The organism is Streptococcus sp. 10824 (genome assembly GCF_013276595.1).
Taxonomy (GTDB): domain Bacteria; phylum Bacillota; class Bacilli; order Lactobacillales; family Streptococcaceae; genus Streptococcus; species Streptococcus pseudopneumoniae.
This window is the reverse complement of sequence record NZ_VMLH01000111.1, coordinates 1-753: the sequence shown is the minus strand read 5'-3', so window position 1 is coordinate 753 and position 753 is coordinate 1. Positions and strand designations below refer to the sequence as shown.

The 753-nt window shown below is 34.0% G+C and carries 2 protein-coding genes; both read left to right on the top strand.

The features are described 5' to 3' along the window. Nucleotides 1-44 precede the first annotated feature (44 nt). Nucleotides 45-521 (top strand): type II toxin-antitoxin system antitoxin PezA, encoded by a 477-nt coding sequence (pezA, locus tag HT701_RS09690; protein ID WP_000579623.1) that lies wholly within the window; start codon nt 45-47, stop codon nt 519-521. Beyond that, a partial coding sequence (locus HT701_RS09685) for a zeta toxin family protein (protein WP_172931470.1) occupies nt 521-753 on the top strand: 233 nt, incomplete at its 3' end. The genes pezA and HT701_RS09685, both read left to right, overlap by 1 nt.

Here is a 753-nt window from a genome sequence, read left to right as displayed (position 1 = left end):
CTTTTTTATGCTATAATTGAATTATAAAAATAAAGGAGTTTGCCATGATTGGAAAGAACATAAAATCCTTACGTAAAACACATGAATTAACACAACCCGAATTTGCCCGAATTATAGGAATTTCTCGAAATAGCTTGAGTCGTTATGAAAATGGAACGAGTTCAGTCTCTACCGAATTAATAGACATCATTTGTCAGAAGTTTAATGTATCTTATGTCGATATTGTAGGAGAAGATAAAATGCTCAATCCTGTTGAAGACTATGAATTGACTTTAAAAATTGAAATTGTGAAAGAAAGAGGTGCTAATCTTTTATCTCGACTCTATCGTTATCAAGATAGTCAGGGAATTAGCATTGATGATGAATCTAATCCTTGGATTTTAATGAGTGATGATCTATCTGACTTGATTCATACGAATATCTATTTAGTAGAAACTTTTGATGAAATAGAGAGATATAGCGGCTATTTGGATGGAATTGAACGTATGTTAGAGATATCTGAAAAACGGATGGTAGCCTAGTGGAAATCCAAGATTATACTGACAGTGAATTCAAACATGCTCTAGCACGGAATCTTCGTTCACTGACAAGAGGAAAAAAGTCCAGTAAGCAACCTATAGCGATTTTGCTCGGAGGGCAAAGTGGTGCCGGTAAGACTACAATTCATCGTATTAAACAGAAAGAATTTCAAGGAAATATTGTTATCATAGATGGAGATAGTTTTCGTTCTCAGCATCCACACTATTTAGAACT